Here is a 20,705-nt window from a genome sequence, read left to right on the forward strand (position 1 = left end):
GATGTGGAGAAGAGTATATTGTCGATATATGCGGAATGAGGGTCCGTATCTGTCGGCACAGGTAATACAAGGGGATGGATGATTGATGGATGCAAGCAGAAGGATAAGGGCACGCAAGCGTAGAAGACAGGTGCAGCGTCAGATATTTCTGCTCAGTTGGCTGTTGGTTTTTTTGATTGTAATACTTTTTTGCTGTCACGCACAGAAGCGGGAGGATGAGCTGGCGGCAAAGCAGGTTATGAAGGCGGAAAATACAAAAAAGGCGGACAAGGTCACGGTAGAGATTGAAACTGACGAGCAGAGGGCAAAGAGAATCAAGAGTGAGGCTGTCAAGCAAGGATATCCGGAGAGTGTGATTGAATTATTAGACAAGAATGTGGAGACTATAGATTTTGTCGAACATTATGGAGAGAAGAAGGATATACCCAGCGCAGAAACGATAGGGGAAGACTTGGTGGCAGGGAAGATTCCGAATCTGTACCAGTATGACGAGCGTTGGGGCTATGCGCCTTACGGGACAAGCATTATTGCTGTCAGCGGATGCGGTCCTACTTGTATGGCGATGGTTGCGTCCGGGCTTACCGGTGATGCGTCTATCACGCCGGCGAAGGTTGCGGCATACGGAACCGAGAATTATTATGTAGATGAGAATAACGACACTTACTGGGCTTTCATGAAAGAAGCCGGGGCGAATTGGAATCTGTCCTGCTATGACGTACCGCAGATGACGGAAGAACAAGTGATAGAGGAGCTGACGCAGGGTAAACCAATCATTTGCAGTATGAGTCCCGGAGATTTTACACAAAACGGGCATTTTATCGTCCTGACCGGGTATGAGGATGGAAAAGTCATAGTCAACGACCCATTCAGTAAAAAGAACAGCAGCAAGGGCTGGGTGTATGCCGATATTGCGAGCCAGATTCGGGGATTGTGGGTGTATAGTATAGAGCAATAATTATTTTCATATATAACAAATATCTATACCCAAGGGCACACCGTAATGCATGCCCCTGACGGGGCGGATGGACTTCGTCCAATAAGGTATAATTACATGAAAATATCAATTATTTCGATTTGACGCAACAGGCAATTAAGAATAGACTGAAATAAAAAACAAACAAAGGAGATTAGAATGAAATACGATTTTACCACGATTATTGACAGAAAAGGCAAAGATGCCCTTGCCGTTGATATCCTTCCGAATTCCTTTGGCATAGGGGAAGAGATAGAAGTAAGGGATGGGCTTGATTGTATCCCGATGTGGGTCGCAGACATGAACTTTGCAACGGTGCCTACAGTCACGGAGGCAATCATCGAGAGGGCAAAGCATCCGACTTATGGTTACTTTGCAACATCTCAGGAATATTACAACAAGATTATTGAGTGGCAGGAACGGCAGAATAACGTGACCGGGCTTGAAAAGGAGCATATAGGTTACGAAAACGGTGTTCTCGGCGGTGTGGCAAGCGCACTCCATACCCTTTGTTCTCAGGGAGATCCGATATTGGTACATGCGCCGACTTATATCGGATTCACCAAAACATTGAAGAATAACGGTTACAACATCGTACATAGCGCATTAAAGAAGGATGACAAAGACATCTGGAGAATGGATTTTAAGGATATGGAAGAAAAAATTGTGAAGAATAAGATACACTGTGCAATTTTCTGTTCTCCTCACAATCCTACAGGACGTGTCTGGGAAAAATGGGAAGTCGAGAAGGTAATGGAGCTTTATGCAAAGCATGACGTTTATGTGATTTCTGACGAAATCTGGTCAGATATCCTTCTCTACGGCAACAAGCATATCCCAACCCAGTCTGTATCAGAAGATGCAAGGAATCGTACTGTCGCCTTCTATGCCCCATCTAAGACGTTTAACCTGGCAGGACTGATTGGAAGCTACCATATTATATATAATGACTGGCTTAGGGAGAGAATCCGGAAAGAAGCGTCTCTTGGCCATTATAATTCTATAAACGTACTATCCATGCATGCGTTGACAGGAGCTTACAGTCCGGAAGGCAGAGAATGGGTGGAAGAACTCCGAGAAGTGATTGGAGGCAATGTAAAATATGCCTGCGATTATATCGACGAACATTTTGAAGGTGTGAGTGTGTCACGCCCTCAGGGGACGTATATGCTGTTCATCGACTGTGAGGAATGGTGCCGGAAACATGGCAAGACGATGGAAGAACTGATGAGAGCCGGATTTGAGGCAGGCGTGTTCTGGCAGAGCGGAAAGGCGTTCCATGGTGAGTGGTACATCCGAATAAACCTTGCCTCGCCCCTTTCCATGATACAGGAAGCATTTGACAGATTGGGAAAATATGTATTTTGTGAATAGAATATGTTGAGCGTAAATGCCAGAAGTCTTTGTATATTCAAGATTTCTGGCATTTTTAACTTCATGGTTTTTGTGCCTGGATTTGCTGGGATATGGGACGGTCAGGAAATGCCAGTTTGTCCTAAGTTTATAGAATATGTTAATAAATATGCATACTTTATGTAAAAAAACGATTGGAATTTTTGTCGAATATGTGTAAATATTAAACATATTAAAAAAATGAAGGAAGGAGGAAACAAATATACTTGTGAAATATACAGGTTTGGGGCAAATGGACACAAGAGCTGCAGCATCATTGCTGCCAAATGATTAGGAGGAAAGCGAAACATGAAGAGAAGAATAGTTGCCGTATTGTGTGCGGTAAGCATGGTAGCGGCAATAACTGCCGGATGTGGGAACAAGGAAGCGCAAGATACAGGAAAGACGGAGACGACAGATGACGCCGGCTCCCAGGGGGAAGAAGATGATTCCCAGGGAGAGGAATCCGGCGGCAATCCGGGTGTATTCGTGCAGGCCGTCAACTATATGCCGACGTCCTTGCAGCCGAGTACCGCAAGCGACGATCAGACGACAGTGACTCGTCCGATTTACGACTCCTTGTTTTCTGAGACAAAGGACGGAAGAGAGTATTATCTGGCAGACAGTCTGGAAATTTCCGAGGACGGGAAGACATATACGCTGCATTTTAATGACAAAGCCACATGGAGCGATGGGGAGCCCATTGGCGCAGACGATTTCCTGTTTACCGTAGAATACAGCGCGCTTGGTTCAGGCGGGAGAAGTTCGGTAAAGACGGTAAACAACAAGGAAGTGACATTGACAAAGAAGGATGATAAGACTATGGAATTTGTCCTTTCGGAACCATTCGCAACCTATTCTATGGCTCTTGCGAGAATGACGCTGCTTCCGGCCCACGTATTCGACAACGACCCTTCCAAGGTGGACGACAGCGGATACTTCAACTCTACGGACATGGTGACGTCCGGCGCCTATACGGTCGCAGAAATCAACGAGGACAGCATCGTATATGAGGCGAGAGAAGACTATTACCGGGGGACGCCGTCGGTAAAACAGGTCATTATGAAGACGATTGGTTCAGGCAGCACCAAACAGATCGCGTTTGAGAATAACGAAATCAATTACCTGCGGATTACGACTGCAGATGAAGTTGAGAAATATAAAGAACAGTCTGACAAGTACAACATGTATACAATCTCAGAAGCCCGTCTGAATTATCTTCAGGTCAACCCTTATGGCCCCACAAAACTTTCTGAGGATGCAAGAAAAGCAATTTTCCTTGCCTTGAATCAAGACGAAATCCTTGAGGCGGCTTATGGAAGCGATGAATTGGTATCACCTGCAAACAGTGTGCTGACTCCGGATCAGAGCTTGTATGACCCGGACTGCAAGGGATTTGAGCAGGATTTGGAGGAAGCAAAGAAGCTTGCAGAATCCTCCGGACTTACCGACAAGCCCTTAGTCTATATCTACAATGCAGACAGACCGAACATGGAAGAGGTTGCGGTTGTTATCCAGCAGCAGCTTGCAGCGATTGGCGTCCAGGTCAATGTAGAAGGGGTGGAATCTTCCGCATTTTTCCAGAGATTCTTTGCAATGCTCTACAAGAGCGGACAGGAAAATACATGGGATTTGGGAACGAACGGATGGGATTCCGAGCGCGGCCCGCATCTGGGACAATCTTATACCTATCTCAACAATAGCAGCGATGCATGGGGATGGAGCGACGAAATCAAGAAACTGGCAATTAAAGTAAACTCCGCAGCCTCCGAAGACGAGGCGAAGGAAGCCGCAAAGGAATTGCAGACGAAGGCAAATGGAGAATACTGGGAGTACCCGCTTACTTATACGAACTACATCATGGTTTCACAAAAATATGTAACAGGGCTGGACGGTAGTTCTATCATCCCAGAATTTAACGACTACTTACCAATCGAGGTAAAATAATGAAAAAATATGTTAGAAGTAAACTTCTTCAACTGGCAGTTGTCCTGGTCATGATATCATTTTTTTCATTTGGAATTATATATATTGCTCCGGGGGATGTCTCATCCATGTATATCACACCGGAAATGACAGAGGAGGAGAGGGCGGCGGTCCTCTCCGACCTGGGGCTTGACAAGAGTATGCCGGAACAGTATTTTGCATGGGCAAAAAGGGCGGTTCGCGGAGACTTTGGAGTGTCTCTGGCGAATAAGAGCGCGGTTATGCCGCAGTTCTTGAACCGGTTTCCGGCTACGATTAAATTGATGGGAGCCGCCATGATCCTGTCGTTTGTCCTGGCAATCCCGCTGGGGCTTTGGGCAGGGTTAAAGAAGAATACATGGATAGATAATCTAATCAGCAGCTTGTCCTACGTAGGAATGTCTGTGCCTTCCTTCTGGCTGGGAATGCTGCTGATTATTCTTTTTACAGCGAAACTTGGAATCCTGCCGTCTTCCGGAATGCACACGGTAGGGCAGAATTCGGTATTCGACACATTTAAGCATATGATCATGCCCTGTATTACCCTAAGTCTGGGGCATCTTGCCACCTATATCCGATATATACGGGCGAATACGGTAGGACAGCTTGGAGAGGAATATGTGCTGACCGCCAAGGCAAAGGGGACGCCGGGGAGGAAGATTTTGTTTCGACATGTGATGAAGAACACACTGCTTCCCATCATTACGCTGATGGGAATGAACCTGGCTTCGCTGATTTGCGGCTCGTTTATTATAGAAAGCGTATTTGGCTGGCCGGGTATCGGGACGCTTGCAATGTCGGCAATCGGGGTGCGCGATTATCCAATGATTATGGCTTATATCATGATGTCGGGATTTATCCTGGTAGTGGGCAATTTTCTGGCAGATATGCTGTACGCTGTGGTAGATCCAAGAATTAAACGGGGGATAGACCAGACAAATGGAAGATAAGAGAATGTATACGGAGGATTCCTTTCGGCGGGTGGCAAAAAAACAGGGACAGGATGTGAACTTTGTCCGTCACAGTGTATGGAAGGATATCCGAAAAGAATTGATGAATAACAAAGTTGCGGCGATTTGCCTGGTCATTTTGATCGTGATTATCATTGCTTCTCTACTGGCGCCTTTAAGCCCGTATGATCCCAATGCAATCGACGTTTCTCATAAGATGGAGGGTCCATCGGTAAGCCATTGGTTTGGAACGGATGATTACGGTAGGGACTATTTGACCAGGGCGCTTTATGGGGGAAGGGTATCGCTGACCGTCGGATTCTGTGCGATGCTTGTAACGGTGTTCATCGGGACGGCAATTGGAATCTTGTCGGGATACATCGGCGGAAAGTTAGATACGCTGCTCATGCGCTTTACTGACATTTTCCTGGCGCTTCCGAGCATGCTGCTCATGGTGGTTATGAACGCATTTTTAAGACCAGGACTCGTGACCTTGATTATGGTACTCAGTATTTTCTCATGGGCATCGGTAGCCCGCATCACAAGGGCGGAGGCAATGTCTTTGAAGGAGCGTGATTTCGTCATTGCGTCGAAGAATCTCGGAAGTGGAAGCATACGGATTGCGGTGACTCACATCGTACCCAATATTTTAGGACCGGTCACGGTGGCAGCAAGTTTAGGAGTGGCAAATGCGATTCTAACGGAGTCTTCGTTAAGTTTCTTAGGGCTTGGGGTTCAGATTCCTCAGGCGTCCTGGGGAAGTATGCTGGAAGGAGCGCAGGCGCACATCATGGATGCACCCATGCTTGCCGTCTATCCGGGGGTGCTGATACTGTTTACGGTATTGAGCTTCAACCTGTTAGGAGACGTGCTGCGGACTGCTTTGGAACCTAAGATTGCGAAATAGGAGAGACGGGATGAAACCATTAATTGAAGTACAGAATTTAGCGGTATCTTACTACACGTATGCAGGTGAGGTACAGTCGGTCAGAGGCGTTTCCTTCCAGATTTCAAAAGGACAGACGGTGGCGATGGTAGGAGAGTCCGGCTGTGGAAAGTCCGTGACGGCAAAGTCGCTGATGGGGCTGATTGAGAAGCCGGGAAAGGTAAAAGAAGGAAGCAGAATCTTCTATGAAGGCCAGGAGATTTCGGCATATAACGAAACGAAATGGAATGGATTCCGCGGGAAAGAGATTTCCATGATTTTTCAGGATGCGCTTGTGTCCCTGAATCCGACCATGTGTATTGGAAAGCAGATTAAGGAAAATCTTGCAAACCATTTCCCGGAAATCGGGAATCAGGAGCAGGATAGACGTGCTGTGGAAATGCTTCAAAAGGCGGGAATTCCTGACGCAGTACTCTGCATGAGGAAATATCCCCATGAGCTGTCCGGCGGTATGCGCCAGAGGGTGATGATTGCAATGGCAATGATTACGAAGCCAAAGATGCTGATTGCAGACGAGCCTACTACATCTTTGGATGTGACGATTCAGGCGCAGATATTAGAGTTGATGCAGGAACTACAGGAAGAGACGGGCATGTCGATTCTGATGATTACCCATGATATGGGCGTGGTGGCTGACATAGCGGATGAAATTATTGTAATGTATGCGGGAAAGATTGTAGAGCGGGGGGCGTGCAGGGATATTTTCTACCATCCCCAGCATCCCTATACATGGTCACTGTTAAACTCCGTTCCGCGTATTGACACCGGCGAGGACAAGAAACTGGTCACGATTGAAGGAAATATTCCAGATATGACCTGCCCGCCCAAGGGGTGCGGTTTTTGTGAACGCTGCCCTTATGCAATGAATGTTTGCAGGGAATATATGCCGGATGCGGCAAAGGTCAGCGACGGACATGAGGTCTGGTGCTGGCTTACAGACAAAAGGGCAGACCTAAGCGGGATACCGTTCCAGATAGAAACGGATAGGACTGCAAAAGAACGGAAATTGGTTTCGGAAAACCGGGCTAAGGAAGAATCCGAACAGAAGGCGGTATGCCGGGAGGAAAACAGATGACAGATGAGTTGAGAGAGCGTAAGTATGCCCAAATCCCCGAACTGGAAGTCCGGAATCTGTGTAAATATTTTCCGGCAGGCAAGGGGCGTGTGCTGAAAGCTGTGGACGATGTTTCTTTTGTGATACGCAAAGGGCAGACGCTAGGGATTGTGGGGGAGTCTGGCTGTGGGAAGACGACCTGTGGAAAGACCTGCATTGGGATGCTTATGAAAAACAGCGGAGAAGTGCTTTTTCAGGGCCAAGATGTCCACGGCATGTCCAAAAAGGAGCGGTTTGCCTTTACCAGTAAAGTGCAGATGATTTTTCAGGACCCCTATGCCTCCTTAGATCCCCACCAGAAAGTATATAATATTATTGCGGAAGGAATCAAGGTACATAAGCTGGCGAAGGACAGGAAGGACGAGGAAGGTCAAGTCATGCGGCTTCTGGAAATGGTAGGGCTGAATACCGAACACGCTAACCGGAATGTCCATGAATTTTCAGGAGGCCAGCGTCAGAGGATTGGAATTGCCAGGGCATTGTCGGTGAATCCGGAATTTTTGTTCTGTGACGAACCAATTTCTGCGCTGGATGTGTCCATTCAGGCACAGATTATTAATCTTCTGGCAGAGTTAAAGGCTGAACGGAATCTGACCATGCTGTTCATTGCCCATGATTTGTCTATGGTGAAGCATATTTCCGACAATATTGGGGTCATGTATCTTGGAAATATGGTGGAAATGTCTCCATCCGTTGAGTTGTATGCGAAACCATACCATCCATATACGGAGGCGCTTCTCTCGGCAGTACCGATTGCTGACCCGGATGCGTCCGAAAAACGGAAACGTATCCTGCTTCGAGGGGATGTGCCAAGTCCGGTGAATCCGCCGGAAGGATGCCGGTTCTGTGAACGTTGTACAAAGTGCATGGAGGTGTGCAGGACCAAAAGACCGCCACTAAAAGAGGTTTCGGCAGGACATTTTGTAGCATGTCATTTGTATTCCTAAGGGTATCCCGTAATGCATGCCCCTTGCGGGGCTGGTGGACTAAAATATATGATTTTTCTGTAATTTTATGCAAGGATGCACTGGACAAGCAGGAAGAATCTATGTTATGATAAATATCGAGACTTTGTGAATACTCTTTACTTGGTATCAGGTAGAGAGTATTTTTTATGTGCAGACCCTTGCAGCGAAAATATGCCGCTGAGGCGGCGCACGGGCCGTGGGTTGAGTAGGGGAAGATGGCTCTTCCCTTCTCGATTGTATAGACAGTATCGATTAGGAAGGATGTTAATATGGAAGAAGTAAGGTTTGAAGATTTAGGACTGCGTCCGGAGATTATGCGGGCAGTGAAGAAAATGGGATTCGAGGAAGCGTCCCCGATTCAGGCGAAGGCAATCCCGGTAATGATGTCAGGACGGGATTTGATTGGACAGGCTCAGACAGGGACAGGCAAGACAGCCGCATTCGGGATTCCTCTCTTAGAGAAAATAGACCCTAAGAATAAAAAGCTACAGGCAATCGTGCTTTGCCCCACAAGAGAGCTTGCAATCCAGGTAGCGGAGGAAATCCGCAATCTGGCCTATTATATGCATGGAATCAAAGTGCTACCCATTTACGGCGGCCAGGAGATCGTGAAACAGATCCGTTCCCTCAAGGGAGGGGTACACCTGATTATCGGAACGCCAGGGCGTGTGATGGATCATATGCGCCGCAGGACGATTAAAATGGAGCATCTTCATACGGTCGTGTTAGATGAGGCGGATGAGATGCTGAACATGGGATTTCGGGAGGATATCGAGACAATATTGGAAGAAGTACCCAAAGAACGGCAGACAGTACTGTTTTCCGCGACCATGCCGAAACCGATTCTTGACATAACGAAGAAATACCAGAACCATGCGGAAATGATCAAGGTGACGAAGCGTGAGCTGACGGTTCCCAACATTGAACAGTTTTACTATGAGGTAAAGCCTAAGAATAAAGAGGAAGTGTTATCAAGGATTCTCGACATTTACAACCCAAAGCTTTCCGTCGTATTCTGTAATACGAAGAAGCAGGTGGACCTTCTGGTAAACGGGCTTTTAGGCAGGGGATATTTTGCCGCAGGGCTCCACGGCGATATGAAGCAGGCACAGCGCGACCGTGTCATGGATGGATTCCGAAAGGGAAAGACGGATATTTTAGTGGCGACGGATGTTGCGGCGCGTGGGATTGATGTGGATGAAGTGGAGGCGGTCTTTAACTATGACCTCCCTCAGGACGACGAGTATTATGTACACCGTATCGGCAGGACCGGAAGGGCGGGGCGTGTGGGACGTTCCTTCTCCTTTGTGTCCGGCAGGGAGGTTTACAAGCTAAAGGAAATACAGCGTTACTGTAAGACGAAGATTTATGCTCAGAAAGTTCCATCGCTGAATGACGTAGCGAATACGAAGATTGAGAAGCTGATGGATACGGTCAACCAGATGATTGAAGAAGAGGATTTGACAACGTACTTGCAGTTGATACAGTCGGAGGTTAACGATTCTGATTATACCAGCATGGATATTGCGGCGGCTCTGCTGAAACTATGCGCAGGCGGGAAAGAAGAGCCCGCGGAGGTATTTGCAGATACCGGTGCGGAAGAACCGGGAATGGTCAGACTGTTTATCAATATCGGGAAAAAGGATAAGGCGAAGCCGGGAGATATCTTAGGCGCGCTTGCCGGAGAGAGTGGAATCCCCGGGAAGGTTGTCGGGACGATTGATATGTATGATAAATATACATTCGTCGAAGTGCCGACAGAGTATGCGCGGGAGATTATTAATTCTGTGAACCACACAAAGATTAAGGGAAAATCAGTGGCGGTGGAACCGGCAAACCAGAAATAGGGAGGTCAGTAAAAGCGGCTTTCTGCCATGTATAGCAAGGCTTTAAAGCTCTTTGGTATATATGGCAGGAAAACCGCTTTTTCGGCATCTATGAACGGATAGGCCAGATGAGTTAATCGATAAATTTCACTGCTGTTCCATAGCAAAGAACCTCGGCTGCGCCTTGCACGATGGAACTGGAGGCATAGCGGATATTGACTACCGCGTCGGCGCCCATCGCCTGTGCGTCCTCCGCCATCCGTTTTGTCGCGACAGCCCTCGCCTCATTCATCATCTCTGTGTAGGAAGTCAGCTCTCCGCCTACCAAGGTACGGAAACTGTTCATAATATCTTTTCCTAAATGTACGGATTGAATCATCGTGCCGCGTACCATACCAATCATCTCGAAATTTTTCCCTGTGATGTAATCTGTATTGACTAATAACATTTTATTTCCTCCTGTTTATTGTAGACTTAGTTTTAAAGAATTTGTATCGGTTGGTGGCTATGCCAGGTCAGAGAGAAAGGACATCCTTAATGGTATAGAATCCCGGAGCCTTATCTGCAAGGAATGCTGCACAGTCACAAGCGCCTCTTGCAAAACATTCCCAGTTGTAAGAATGGTGGGTGATTTCCAGACGTTCTCCCATACCGCCGAAGAAAACCGTGTGGCTGCTTGGGATGTTTCCCGCCCGCAGGGAATGGTATCCAATGGTTCCGGGTTTTCGCGGCGCGGCTCCTTCCCGCCCGTAGACTGCAATCTCATCCAGCTCTTTTCCAAGGGCATGCGCCATGATTTCACCCATTTCTTTCGAGGTTCCGCTGGGAGCGTCCTTTTTCCACTGGTCATGCATTTCCAGAATCTCAATGTCGATTTCGTCTTTCAGAGTCGAAGCGACCAGTTCCAACAGCTTGTTCATAACGTTGACCAGCTTGGAAGTATTGGCGGCGTAGAGCATAGGAATTTCTTTAGCGGCTTCTTGGAATCTCTGCATTTCCTCTGAACCAAATCCGGTAGTTCCGCATACCAGAGCTTTTTTGTGGGCGACAGCGAGATTCAAAACTTCCATCGCCGTTTCCTTTGTGGAAAAATCAATGATAACGTCGCAAAAGTCGATAACGCTTGCTAAATCGTCCGTTACCGGAACGCCAAGGATGGAACCTGTCATGGCAACGGTACCGAGATCTTGTCCGAGGTAGCTGCGTCCCTTGGGTGCGATGCCGGCGATTAATTCCATGTCGTCACGGGATGCCGCGGCCATTGTTATCAGCCGTCCCATCTTGCCCCGTGGACCGATTACGATTACTTTCATTCGTTGAACTCCTTTCGTGTTTCTTTGGTACATGTATATAATTTCTTATATTTTAACACAGAATTGAAAATAATGCTTGCATTATTGGGAGATATTCGGTAAAATAACAATATCGGGGTATGGCTCAGTTTGGTTAGAGCGCACGGCTGGGGGCCGTGAGGTCGCAGGTTCGAATCCTGTTACCCCGACTTAATAAGAGGCGTGTTCCTTGAATTGGAGGAAACGCCTCTTTTTCAATGCAGAAAGGTATCTGGCGGGAAGAATGGTTCGTACATCTAAGTACGAAAAAAACATTGAATGACGATGGACGGCGACGTCTGCGCCCCCCTATATGGCGACGGTTTTGGAATGATTGCCCTTCAGGCGGAAAAGTGGATGATTGTACAGTTGTGAATTGATATAGTGATTCTGTATCATTACGAAGTAGATATGCATAAAAATAGCATAAATCATTAGGAAAAAAATGTATGTAAAAAGTTATATTAATATTGTATAATAAAGTTAGTATCTTTAAGGAAGATGGTGTGTTTACGGATAGATAGCATTATAGTAGAGATTTTTATGAAAGGGCGGGATTTCTTGGGAAAATATGGTAATAGACGTAAAGTAAGAGAGTTGGAAATGGCAAAAAAAAGAAACCATAAAGTAATGATTACAGACGAAGCCATTAGAAAAGTACCAAGAGTACAATATAAGAATATTCCGGAAAGTGAGTATAGTATCATTCAAGAGTTAGCAAAGAATGTATTATGGATTTCAAAAACAGAAAATAATTCTAATGAAGTGGCACTCACCTATAGTATGGACAGTACTGAATGTATTCAAAACGAAGAGGAGTATATAGGAGTGGCATTAGGTGGGGAACACGAGGTTGACCCATTAAGTAGTACAGTTGCATATCACTTGATGTCGTCTGCCAGAGATTGTATTGTTATTGTGTTGCATAACCACCCGTCATTATCTGATTTTTCGCTTTCAGATATAAAGTTTCTATTACAATATGCAAGTCTTAAGATGCTAGTGGTTATTACTAATTTAGGAAGTGTATCATATCTTGTAAAAGGGAGAAGGTATTCTTATGAAATGGCTGTAAAATTATTTAACGAATCAGTTAATTTGAGTAATAAAGCAAAAAATCTTAAAGGTTTACAAAAAGCAACAGATAATTTTTTGAAAAATTGTTATAGAGTAGGTATAGATTACGACAACCGATAGAAAGGAGATTATTCATGGAGGAACATGCTATCTTAAGTGAACGGTTAGAGGAACAATTGAAAGCTATAGAGTGGGCAAAAGCGGAACAGGAAAGGCTATTGAAAAAAAAGGGAGAACGTTTGTCGAAGGAACTTATGGAGAAAATGACACCGTTTATTTTAAATCAGAAAAAGAAAAGTCAGAGTAAATGACAGGTTAAGGATTATGGAGACCGTTTTACCTGTTGAGATAACCAAAGCTGCAGATTGCACGAATCCAGAGTACCAAGCGTTACCAACACCCACTAATGCGGAAAACCATTGTAGATATGGAGAGATTGGAGAAAACATTTGACAAAACGGAGATTGTAGTTAATAATTAGAATTAGGATGGAAAGTCGGGACGGACAGTCTAAAGATTCCGAAGAAATTACGGCGACGAATCGGCGACTGAAAAAGAAAAGAACCCTTGAAAAGAAGTGAAGCAACGTCAATCTCCTTGCGCAAACGGGCGATTTGCAAGGTATTTGAAACAAGCCGAGGTGTTCGAATCCTGTTACCCCGACTGAGCAAGAGGCGTGATTTCTGAATTGGTAGAAACGCCTCTTTTTAGATTAAAAAAACACCTATAAAAAGTAATATTAGTATTGTATAACAGTAACAGATATATTTAGAGGTGATTGTATGTGTGATGTAAAAAAATTTGAAAAAAAATATGAGGAAATAAAATTTCTTCAACCAGAAGATACATTGCAGCTTGTTTTGGAGGCTGAAACAGAAGAACAAAGAGATTTTTATGAAATGGTAGGTAATTTTTTGCTACAAAGAAAGCAAAGGCAGGTAATAGAAAGGAAGCTGTTTTAGTGAAAAAATATGTCTTGATAGCAGGAGTGAATGGTGCAGGAAAATCGACTTTATATCAGACATTACCCAATCTATCGGCAAGTACCTAAGTGGTTTGAAGGGGTATTCTAAAGATGAGTAAGCAGTAACAGGGTCAATTTGATAGGAAGGGGATTCTTTATGTCGGAACACGCTATCTTAAGTGAACGGTTAGAGGAATAGTTGAAAGCTATAGAGTGGGCAAAAGAGGAACAGGAAAGATTGTTGAAAATGACGGGTTGACAGTCCAAGGCAAGGAGGTCGATTATATGCCAACGATTGAACAGGTCGAGTATGAGAGAGTTGCCTATGTTAAGGGAATGGAAGAATATTTGAAGAAATTGAATTCTATGCCTGACAAAGAGGCGATCGAGAGATCAAGGATAAGCTTGGAGGGGGCTGGCATTCTGCAGGAAGATGGAGAATTTTCGGAAAGATATCGGTATAGCAGGGCATATACTATGCAGAAGGAATAAGAGATGTACAGCAATCTGCCGAATTTAATGATTGGATTGTTCTATTAAGGGAATTGGATTGTGCTGTGATTGAACGAATCCATCAGTATAATCGGGAATATAATTTAAGACCATATGATAGTGTACGAGGAGTGTTTATTGAAGGAAATCCAGTATATGATAATTCGGAAATTAATGGACGGCGACGGTTTTGGAATGTCTGCTTTATCAAACGAGAGTGATTTTGAAGATGGTTGATGGTATACAATATAAAATGTGGAATAGATAGATACTGTTAAATGAATACGAGTATATTGTATTTAGAAAAAAGTAATGATACAATAATCAGCGATACAGGAGGAAATTCATATGGAAGTTGTAAGAAAATATGTTGATGCAAGTAGTTTGATGACGATTATGAAATTACCGGATAATTTTAAAAATCAGAAATTAGAGGTTATTATCCTTCCAACAGAAGAAAAAGAATCTGTAGAAAAAAAAGAGAATGTGAAAGATATCGTTCAGTCGTTAGTTGGCGCAATTCCATATACAAATAAAACATTGTCTGAATTACGGGACGAAAGGTTAAGGAAGTATGAAATTACTGATTGATACGAATATTTTGTTAGATGTCCTTTTGAAAAGAGAACCATTTTATTACAAGGCGGTAGAAGTACTGGAATTGGTCCAGTATGATAATGTGCAGGAATATGTGTCTGCTGCTGCGGTAACGGATATATATTATATTGCCTACAAATATTTGAAAGATAAAGGATTAGTTAGACAATTATTGAAAAAACTTATGGGCATTGTGTCGATTGCAGCAGTTTCAGAGAAAGAGATAGAAGAAGCTTTGGAATTGGCGTGGAATGATTTTGAAGATTCTGTTCAGTATGCCGTTGCATTGTTGAATGAGATGGATGGAATTGTTACACGGAATCCAAAAGACTATAAAAGGGCAGATATGAAAGTATGGAGTCCGGAACAGGTTTTGCAAAAATTTCAAGACATATAGTATAATGAGTAGACAGGACTGACAGGGTAAGGATTACGAGGATTTTGCGGCGACGAATCGACGACTGCAAAAGAAAAGAACCCTTGAAAAGTCGTGTGGCGATATCAATCCCCTTGTTCAAACAGGGGATTAGCAAGGCCTTTGAAACAGGCCAAGGGGTTCGAATCCTGTTACCCCGACTGAGCAAGAGGTGTGATTCCTAAATTGGAGGAAACGCCTCTTTTTCAATGCGGCAAGATGTTTGGAGCACCAGGGGGGGCGCAAAGTGAACGAGATTCATATAATCAATTTTGGACCAGTGAGAAAAGCAGCTACCGATGTAGATAGCAGGATGCAGATTTTGATAGGTACGCAGGCTTCTGTACTTCTGTCAAAAAATCAGAGATTACACATTAGATTTCCTGATGGATGCGAACCAGTTTACCGACAATCACAGAAGCGAATATTTCAATAATTATATGAAGTATTTGACCAGACAGTTTATGGGATACTTTGGAAAGACGACCCACATCTTCAACAAACTTATTCTCATGTATTTTTTTAAGGTTTGGTTTTCTGATTTGTTAAAAAAAAGCGATATCCGTGATGGACATCGCTTTATTCTTGTTATCTGTCTTTACTTCACAGCCCCGCATTTCGTACAGGTATGGTTCACCAGTTCCTGATTGGTCTCTGCCGGATGGTGTACGGTTTTGGTCTCTGCCGGATGGTTCACCGTCTTGTATTCTGCCGGATGGTTTACCGTTGTATATTCGGCTGGAATTGTTTCCGTTTTTGTCTTACAGTCACGTCCACCAGCGCAAGCTGCTGCTGCATCTGGATTCTGGAGTTTCCAAATCGTGTGTGCCTGGACTTCTGCATCAGAATACATGGCGTGTCCGCATGAGCATAAGCTGTAGCTTGTAGTAATGGTCTGTGCTTCTCTTACACATACCTGTTCTGACCATGCCGCTTTCACCAGTACCTGCTCTGACCATGCTGCTTTGACCGTAACGGTCTCATCCCATGCTGCCTTTGTGGTTACGGTCTTATAGTTCGCTTTCCAGTTATGGCTGCATCCCTTCGGAGCTTCCGGCTTTGCGGTGTTATTGTTCGTCGTCGGCTGGCTCGGCTTCTTGTCATTGGACGTAGACGGCTGCTTGGACGGTGCGGACGGCTTCTTGTCGTCGGAAGTAGAAGGTTTTTTCGTATCCGTAGAAGTAGAAGGTTTCTTGTCGGAATCGGTCTTGTTGGATTCCGGCTTCTTATCCTCAGACTTGTTTTCAGACTTGTCTTCGGTCTTGTCTTCGTCTTTCTTTTCTTCGGTCTTATCCTCGTCCTTTGCATCTTCGTCCTTTTTCTCAGACTCCTGGTCTTTTAAAATCTCGTCCAGTTTGTCTTCGTTTCCTTTCGCAATGGTGTCCACCTTCACGGTGTCCATCTTGCCGATGGTCTCTTTTATGCTTTCCTCGGATTCGCCGCAAGCGGTTAAGCATGCAATCATCATCAGGGTTACGGTAAGCAATGTCATTCTCTTTTTCATGATAGATTCCCTCCTTATCCTATCATCTATGTTGCTCTTGTCAGTATGTAGCAGGAAAGACAGATTTAAGTCTTTCCTACATACGTTTCATTCTTCTCCATGGCCACGCACTCCTTTCTTAACTAAATCCGATTGCTCTATTTGGACAGAGGAAGGAATGATATACACGTCATCTCCCAGCATGCCTGTCAGGGTTTCCCGTACACCGGGATAGGTGGCAGCAACCGCGCCGTCTTGGAGCGCCGGGTTCGTTATAATGTAGCCCAGCAAATTAAAGTTCCTATCTCCCGCACAAAAACGTCAAATTATAATCTCAGTTTTTAAACACTGTCTATAAAAGTGTGCTACAGGAGGCGGCACGTTTTCCTCTTGACCATCCCATGTCATTCCGATATAGTTTTTATGGAACAAAAAAAAGAGAAAGAACAGCACCTTCCACAGTTCGTTCTTTCTCTCACATACCAGTGTGCCTGCCATATACGGGATCATGTCCCGCTCATGAGGCTCCAGCACCACCGACATATATTATGATAAGAGAAAATTCCCTGTTTTGCAAGCTGGTTCGTATAAAAAGTTCATCAAAGATCCTGTTCGATTCCTTTATGGCCGGATTCCGTTCGGAACTGCAGACCTGTCCCTGCTGTGGGGTAAAGGGATCCTGCCGCATCCATGCCTACTATGACCGCTCCCTGGTGGACTTTATAGGCGGCACCCAGGTCCGCCACAGCCTCTGCATCATGCGCCTTATCTGTACCTGTGGCCATACCCATGCCATCCTCCCGGACTTCATCATTCCCTACTCCGGCTACGGCCTGTTCTTCCTTCTACGTGTCCTGGCAGAGTATTTCCTGCGCCTTTCCACTGTGGAAAGGCTATGCGAACGCTTCGGCATCACCCTTTCCCAGCTGCGCCGGTGGCTGCAGCTCTTTCGGGTGCAGAAGGAAGTTTGGCTCGGCGTGCTTTCCTCCATGGAGGTTTCCGGCCTTTCCTTCCTGAAGTCCCTGCTCACGCAGCCGGCTTATTCGGATTTCGCCTCCGCCTTTGTCCGCCGTTTTACAAAGTCTTTCCTCCAGTCCCATAAAAACCCGACACTTTACTGCCAGCAGGTGTTCGGCCCCTGACCCTTTTTCCGTCGGCCACACGCCACGGGTATGGCTTCCCTCCCTTCTCTCCTGCATAATGGTGGAAAACCACCTAAGGAGGACATTTTTATGGACAACAATCCAAAAAAACTTTCGGACGCAGCCGCCATGGCACAGTTCCGCCTTGCTCTCATAGCGCCGGTCATCCATGGCCTTTATCCGGATGCGTCCAGGAACGCTTACTACCTGCGTATCACCGAAAAACCGCTCACCCTGCCTGACGGCTCGGTATTCCAGTACAGCCCAAAGACCCTCAGCAAATGGGTGTCCCTCTACCAGAACGGTGGCATCGACGCCCTCATGCCGCAGGAGCGTTCCGATAAGGGCTCCACCCGGGTGCTCCCGGACACGGCCATCGAGGAGATCTACCGCCTCAAGGAAGCCTTCCCACGGCTGAACTCCACCCAGATCCACCGGCACCTCGTTGAAGAAGCCTTCATCCCTGCCACAGTCAGCGTCTGCGCCGTCCAGCGCTTCGTGAAGAAACATGACCTGAAATCAGCACGCAACCCAGGCATGCGGGACAGGAAGGCGTTTGAAGAAGACGCCTTTGGGAAGATGTGGCAGGCAGATACCTGTTACCTGCCTTATATCACGGAGCACGGCCAGCGCAGGAGAGTCTACTGCATCATGATTATTGATGACTATTCCCGGTTTCTGGTGGGCGGCGGCCTCTTCTATAACGATAATGCCTATAACTTCCAGAAGGTGTTCAAGGACGCTGTGGCAGCCCATGGAATCCCGGCGAAGCTCTATGTCGATAATGGCTGCAGTTACTCGAATGAGCAGCTTTCCCTCATCTGCGGCTCCATCGGCACCGTACTTTTACACACAAAAATTCGTGATGGTGCTTCCAAAGCCAAAATAGAACGCCAGTTCAGAACGCTCAAGGAGACTTGGCTCTATACGCTGGATCTGGATTCCATCACCACGCTGGCACAGTTCAACAGGCTGCTTAAGGACTATATGCGCACCTACAACACATCTGTCCATTCCGGCATCGGCACAACGCCCATGGACCGCTACCAGCAGACACGCTCCTCCATCCGGAACCCTAAGTCCAGGGAGTGGCTGGAGGAATGTTTCCTGAACCGCATCACCAGGAAGGTGAACAAGGACTCTACCGTCTCCATCGACAAGGTGTCCTATGACGTTCCCATGCAGTTCATTTCTTCAAAAGTGGAGATCCGCTTCCTGCCAGACGACATGTCCAGTGCCTTCATCCTTTATGAGGGGGAACATTATCCCATCCGGCCTACGGATAAAAACGAGAACTGCAGGACGAAACGCAATAACACGCCGTCCATCGATTATTCAAGGATCGGGGGTGAGAGCTGATGTTCCGTTCCTACTATGGGCTTTCCTTCAATCCCTTTGACAAACAGAACGCAAGAGAAAAGGACCGGTTCCTCTCAAAGGACATCTCGGAAATGACGTCCCGGCTGGACTACCTCAAGGACACAAGGGGAATCGGGCTGTTCACCGCACGCCCCGGCATGGGCAAGTCCTTCGCACTGCGCTGCTTCGCAAAGTGCCTCAACCCCAACCTCTACCATATGGAGTACATCTGCCTCTCCACGGTCAGCGTCATGGAGTTCTACCGCCAGCTCTGCTCTGTCCTGGGGGTAGAGCCAAGGGGCGGCAAGCCTGGGATGTTCCGCGCCGTACAGGAGCAGATACTCTACCTCTACAAGGACAAGAAGCAGCCCCTCCTCCTGGCAGTCGATGAGGCACAATACCTCTCCACCGGCATCCTGGAGGATATCAAGATGCTCATGAACTACGGGTATGACTCCCTGAACTGCTTCACGCTCATCCTCTGTGGGGAGCCCCACCTGAACAGCACCCTGAAAAAGCCCGTCCATGAGGCCCTGCGCCAGCGCATCACCGTACACTACAACTTTTCCGGTCTCTCAGACTCGGAAGTGGCGCAGTATATCCTCCACAAGATCGCCTGTGCCGGAGGCGCAGCCTCCATCATCGACCAGGCAGCGCTTTCTGCCGTCCACAGTCACTCCCAGGGGAGCCCCCGCCTGGTGGACAACCTGATGACCGACGCGCTGACTCTGGGGGCACAGATGGACAAGAAAGTGATCGATACGGATGTCATCCTGGCTTCTGTCAGCAGCCAGAATCTCGGATAGGAGGAATGGAACATGAATTATACCTGTATCCTGAAAAGCGGTTCCCGCAAGGAGACCTGGACGGGGCAGATCATCCTGCTGAGCACGGGGAACGGATGGTATGAAGCTGAGATCAATGGGCGGGGGACTTACTTCCACATCCTCGCCGGACGGCATAAATATGGGAACTACCTGTGCATCCCTAACCATGATGTAGGGTGCGAGCTCTCCGATTTCTCCGATATCTTTTGGAATGAAGAAAGGATCGGCTCCCTGATGCGGAAGGTGGATGCGGTGACTGTCGCCACCGGCCTGGTTCATCTTCCTGTTCTGGCCGACAGGCAGGGGAAAAACTAAATTTTTCATATGGGCCATGTGTCTCATGAGGGATCCATGGCCTTTTGCATTTCAGGCGCAAAACAATACCGACAACAACGTGCAGCATTTTTGACAGGATTGTGCATTTGCAGACAGCACTGCGCAGTCAATAGGATAAATGTCGGAAAAATAATTCGCTGTTTGCGTCTCCCTCAATTTGCCGTCCGACAATAATAACGGCATCGCTTTGGTGTTAGTATATAAGAGTGGACAGGAAAAGTTGAACAATCTATACTATCAAGTGAAAGAGCAAAGGAGATGAAGGGCATGGCGAAAAACCAAAAATCTTACACTCTGGAATTTAAACAGCAGATCGTGGATCTGTACAATGCCGGAGGAACCTCGTATCCAAAACTGGAGCGTGAATATGGCGTAAATCGGAGTACTATCAGCGGGTGGGTAAAGCAGCTTTCCCCAATCAAAGTATCGGGGGAGGAAACGGTTACCCTCAGGGAGTATAAGGCTCTCCAGAAAGAGAACCAGCGCCTTAAGATCGAGAATGAAATATTAAAAAAAGCGACCGCCATATTCGCAAAAGAACAATAGCC

General features: G+C 46.4%; 23 protein-coding genes and 1 tRNA gene. 20 read left to right on the forward strand and 4 right to left on the reverse strand.

The features are described from left to right. The first annotated feature begins 85 nt into the window (after nucleotides 1–85). From AC6I3O_RS06810 to AC6I3O_RS06845, 8 genes are all read left to right on the forward strand, one after another. Nucleotides 86–955 (forward strand): C39 family peptidase, encoded by an 870-nt coding sequence (locus AC6I3O_RS06810; RefSeq protein ID WP_497850211.1) that lies wholly within the window; start codon nucleotides 86–88, stop codon nucleotides 953–955. Between the two features lie 177 nt (nucleotides 956–1,132). Continuing rightward, complete coding sequence (locus tag AC6I3O_RS06815) at nucleotides 1,133–2,347, forward strand: MalY/PatB family protein (RefSeq protein WP_497850212.1); 1,215 nt, start codon at nucleotides 1,133–1,135, stop codon at nucleotides 2,345–2,347. A 327-nt stretch (nucleotides 2,348–2,674) separates the two neighbouring features. Then, entirely contained in the window at nucleotides 2,675–4,312 is a 1,638-nt protein-coding gene (locus AC6I3O_RS06820; protein WP_497850213.1) for an ABC transporter substrate-binding protein, read from the forward strand. Further along, the gene (locus AC6I3O_RS06825) at nucleotides 4,312–5,280 is read left to right on the forward strand and encodes an ABC transporter permease (RefSeq protein ID WP_497850214.1); all 969 of its coding nucleotides are present in this window, start codon (nucleotides 4,312–4,314) and stop codon (nucleotides 5,278–5,280) included. The genes AC6I3O_RS06820 and AC6I3O_RS06825 overlap by 1 nt, the downstream gene beginning before the upstream one ends. After that, entirely contained in the window at nucleotides 5,270–6,187 is a 918-nt protein-coding gene (locus AC6I3O_RS06830; RefSeq protein ID WP_497850215.1) for an ABC transporter permease, read from the forward strand. Before AC6I3O_RS06825 ends, AC6I3O_RS06830 begins: the two co-directional genes overlap by 11 nt. A gap of 10 nt (nucleotides 6,188–6,197) precedes the next feature. Beyond that, on the forward strand, nucleotides 6,198–7,301 hold the full coding sequence (locus AC6I3O_RS06835) for an ABC transporter ATP-binding protein (protein ID WP_497850216.1): 1,104 nt from the start codon (nucleotides 6,198–6,200) through the stop codon (nucleotides 7,299–7,301). Continuing rightward, nucleotides 7,298–8,287 (forward strand): ABC transporter ATP-binding protein, encoded by a 990-nt coding sequence (locus AC6I3O_RS06840; protein ID WP_497850217.1) that lies wholly within the window; start codon nucleotides 7,298–7,300, stop codon nucleotides 8,285–8,287. The genes AC6I3O_RS06835 and AC6I3O_RS06840 overlap by 4 nt, the downstream gene beginning before the upstream one ends. 290 nt (nucleotides 8,288–8,577) lie before the next feature. Next, nucleotides 8,578–10,155: a DEAD/DEAH box helicase gene (locus AC6I3O_RS06845; protein WP_497850218.1), complete on the forward strand. Its 1,578-nt coding sequence runs from the start codon at nucleotides 8,578–8,580 to the stop codon at nucleotides 10,153–10,155. Between the two features lie 112 nt (nucleotides 10,156–10,267). On the opposite strand, the gene AC6I3O_RS06850 is transcribed toward AC6I3O_RS06845, so the two are convergent. Together AC6I3O_RS06850 and dapB are read right to left on the reverse strand one after the other, a co-directional pair. Beyond that, entirely contained in the window at nucleotides 10,268–10,582 is a 315-nt protein-coding gene (locus tag AC6I3O_RS06850) for a YbjQ family protein (RefSeq protein WP_497850219.1), read from the reverse strand. A gap of 67 nt (nucleotides 10,583–10,649) precedes the next feature. Beyond that, nucleotides 10,650–11,447 (reverse strand): 4-hydroxy-tetrahydrodipicolinate reductase, encoded by a 798-nt coding sequence (dapB, locus tag AC6I3O_RS06855; protein ID WP_497850220.1) that lies wholly within the window; start codon nucleotides 11,445–11,447, stop codon nucleotides 10,650–10,652. Between the two features lie 113 nt (nucleotides 11,448–11,560). Between dapB and AC6I3O_RS06860 the strand changes: the two genes are divergently transcribed. The 7 genes from AC6I3O_RS06860 to AC6I3O_RS06890 all read left to right on the forward strand — a co-directional run bounded on the left by AC6I3O_RS06860 (nucleotide 11,561) and on the right by AC6I3O_RS06890 (nucleotide 14,992). Then, nucleotides 11,561–11,635, forward strand: a tRNA-Pro gene (locus tag AC6I3O_RS06860). Nucleotides 11,636–12,008: 373 nt separating this feature from the next. Beyond that, nucleotides 12,009–12,662, forward strand: coding sequence for a hypothetical protein (locus AC6I3O_RS06865; RefSeq protein ID WP_300891183.1), 654 nt, complete (start codon nucleotides 12,009–12,011; stop codon nucleotides 12,660–12,662). Between the two features lie 14 nt (nucleotides 12,663–12,676). Next, entirely contained in the window at nucleotides 12,677–12,853 is a 177-nt protein-coding gene (locus tag AC6I3O_RS06870) for a hypothetical protein (RefSeq protein WP_300891181.1), read from the forward strand. A 471-nt stretch (nucleotides 12,854–13,324) separates the two neighbouring features. Beyond that, complete coding sequence (locus AC6I3O_RS06875) at nucleotides 13,325–13,504, forward strand: hypothetical protein (RefSeq protein ID WP_300891179.1); 180 nt, start codon at nucleotides 13,325–13,327, stop codon at nucleotides 13,502–13,504. Between the two features lie 287 nt (nucleotides 13,505–13,791). After that, nucleotides 13,792–13,998, forward strand: coding sequence for a hypothetical protein (locus AC6I3O_RS06880; protein ID WP_497850221.1), 207 nt, complete (start codon nucleotides 13,792–13,794; stop codon nucleotides 13,996–13,998). A 348-nt stretch (nucleotides 13,999–14,346) separates the two neighbouring features. Further along, on the forward strand, nucleotides 14,347–14,589 hold the full coding sequence (locus AC6I3O_RS06885; protein WP_300891175.1) for a hypothetical protein: 243 nt from the start codon (nucleotides 14,347–14,349) through the stop codon (nucleotides 14,587–14,589). Beyond that, nucleotides 14,573–14,992: a PIN domain-containing protein gene (locus AC6I3O_RS06890; RefSeq protein WP_300891173.1), complete on the forward strand. Its 420-nt coding sequence runs from the start codon at nucleotides 14,573–14,575 to the stop codon at nucleotides 14,990–14,992. Before AC6I3O_RS06885 ends, AC6I3O_RS06890 begins: the two co-directional genes overlap by 17 nt. 616 nt (nucleotides 14,993–15,608) lie before the next feature. Here AC6I3O_RS06890 and AC6I3O_RS06895 read toward each other — a convergent pair. Both AC6I3O_RS06895 and AC6I3O_RS06900 read right to left on the reverse strand, forming a co-directional pair. Beyond that, the gene (locus tag AC6I3O_RS06895; RefSeq protein WP_300891172.1) at nucleotides 15,609–16,514 is read right to left on the reverse strand and encodes a hypothetical protein; all 906 of its coding nucleotides are present in this window, start codon (nucleotides 16,512–16,514) and stop codon (nucleotides 15,609–15,611) included. Between the two features lie 87 nt (nucleotides 16,515–16,601). Further along, nucleotides 16,602–16,784 (reverse strand): hypothetical protein, encoded by a 183-nt coding sequence (locus AC6I3O_RS06900; RefSeq protein WP_300891170.1) that lies wholly within the window; start codon nucleotides 16,782–16,784, stop codon nucleotides 16,602–16,604. A gap of 257 nt (nucleotides 16,785–17,041) precedes the next feature. Here AC6I3O_RS06900 and AC6I3O_RS06905 point away from each other — a divergent pair, with 257 nt between their 5' ends. From AC6I3O_RS06905 to AC6I3O_RS06925, 5 genes are all read left to right on the forward strand, one after another. Further along, nucleotides 17,042–17,635, forward strand: a complete 594-nt coding sequence (locus AC6I3O_RS06905; RefSeq protein ID WP_304532924.1) for a DUF6431 domain-containing protein — start codon at nucleotides 17,042–17,044, stop codon at nucleotides 17,633–17,635. Between the two features lie 90 nt (nucleotides 17,636–17,725). After that, nucleotides 17,726–18,994, forward strand: coding sequence for a DDE-type integrase/transposase/recombinase (locus AC6I3O_RS06910; RefSeq protein WP_497850222.1), 1,269 nt, complete (start codon nucleotides 17,726–17,728; stop codon nucleotides 18,992–18,994). Then, nucleotides 18,994–19,800 carry an ExeA family protein gene (locus AC6I3O_RS06915; protein WP_497850223.1) on the forward strand — a complete coding sequence of 269 codons (807 nt, stop codon included), beginning with the start codon at nucleotides 18,994–18,996 and terminating at the stop codon, nucleotides 19,798–19,800. Before AC6I3O_RS06910 ends, AC6I3O_RS06915 begins: the two co-directional genes overlap by 1 nt. Nucleotides 19,801–19,812: 12 nt before the next feature. Continuing rightward, nucleotides 19,813–20,136, forward strand: a complete 324-nt coding sequence (locus AC6I3O_RS06920; RefSeq protein ID WP_302134599.1) for a DUF6618 family protein — start codon at nucleotides 19,813–19,815, stop codon at nucleotides 20,134–20,136. Nucleotides 20,137–20,424: 288 nt separating this feature from the next. After that, nucleotides 20,425–20,703: a transposase gene (locus tag AC6I3O_RS06925; RefSeq protein ID WP_497849288.1), complete on the forward strand. Its 279-nt coding sequence runs from the start codon at nucleotides 20,425–20,427 to the stop codon at nucleotides 20,701–20,703. The last annotated feature ends 2 nt before the right edge of the window (nucleotides 20,704–20,705 follow it).

This window comes from Sporofaciens sp. St.21A7 (assembly GCF_059728535.1).